Source organism: Paraburkholderia sp. SIMBA_053 (genome assembly GCF_046534895.1).
GTDB lineage: Bacteria > Pseudomonadota > Gammaproteobacteria > Burkholderiales > Burkholderiaceae > Paraburkholderia > Paraburkholderia caledonica.
The window spans coordinates 1-245 of record NZ_JAWRXU010001448.1 but is presented as its reverse complement, the minus strand read 5'-3'; the positions used below and the strand labels follow the sequence as shown (position 1 = coordinate 245).

General features: G+C 73.9%; 1 protein-coding gene. It reads right to left on the bottom strand.

The window, feature by feature from the left end; all coding sequences use genetic code 11:
- A partial coding sequence (locus SB753_RS40420; RefSeq protein WP_410805595.1) for a hypothetical protein occupies nucleotides 1-245 on the bottom strand: 245 nt, incomplete at both ends.

The window sequence follows — 245 nt, the reverse complement described above, 5'->3', positions numbered from 1 at the left end:
ACGCTGGCGAAGGCGCTCTTCCTGGACGAGTGGATCGGTGTCGCCCCAGGCCTCGAATTCACCGCCGAGCATCTCCGCGAGCTCGCGCGCCCGGCCCGCGTCCTCCCGCACCTGTACGACCGTGCGGATGGTGAGGCCGGCGTGCTCGGCGGCGTCGCGCACGGCACTCAGCCAGGTCGCATCCGGCAGCGGGCGCGCTCCGCGCAGGCTCACCAGCAGCTCGGAGCGCTCGCCCCAGGGGAGTC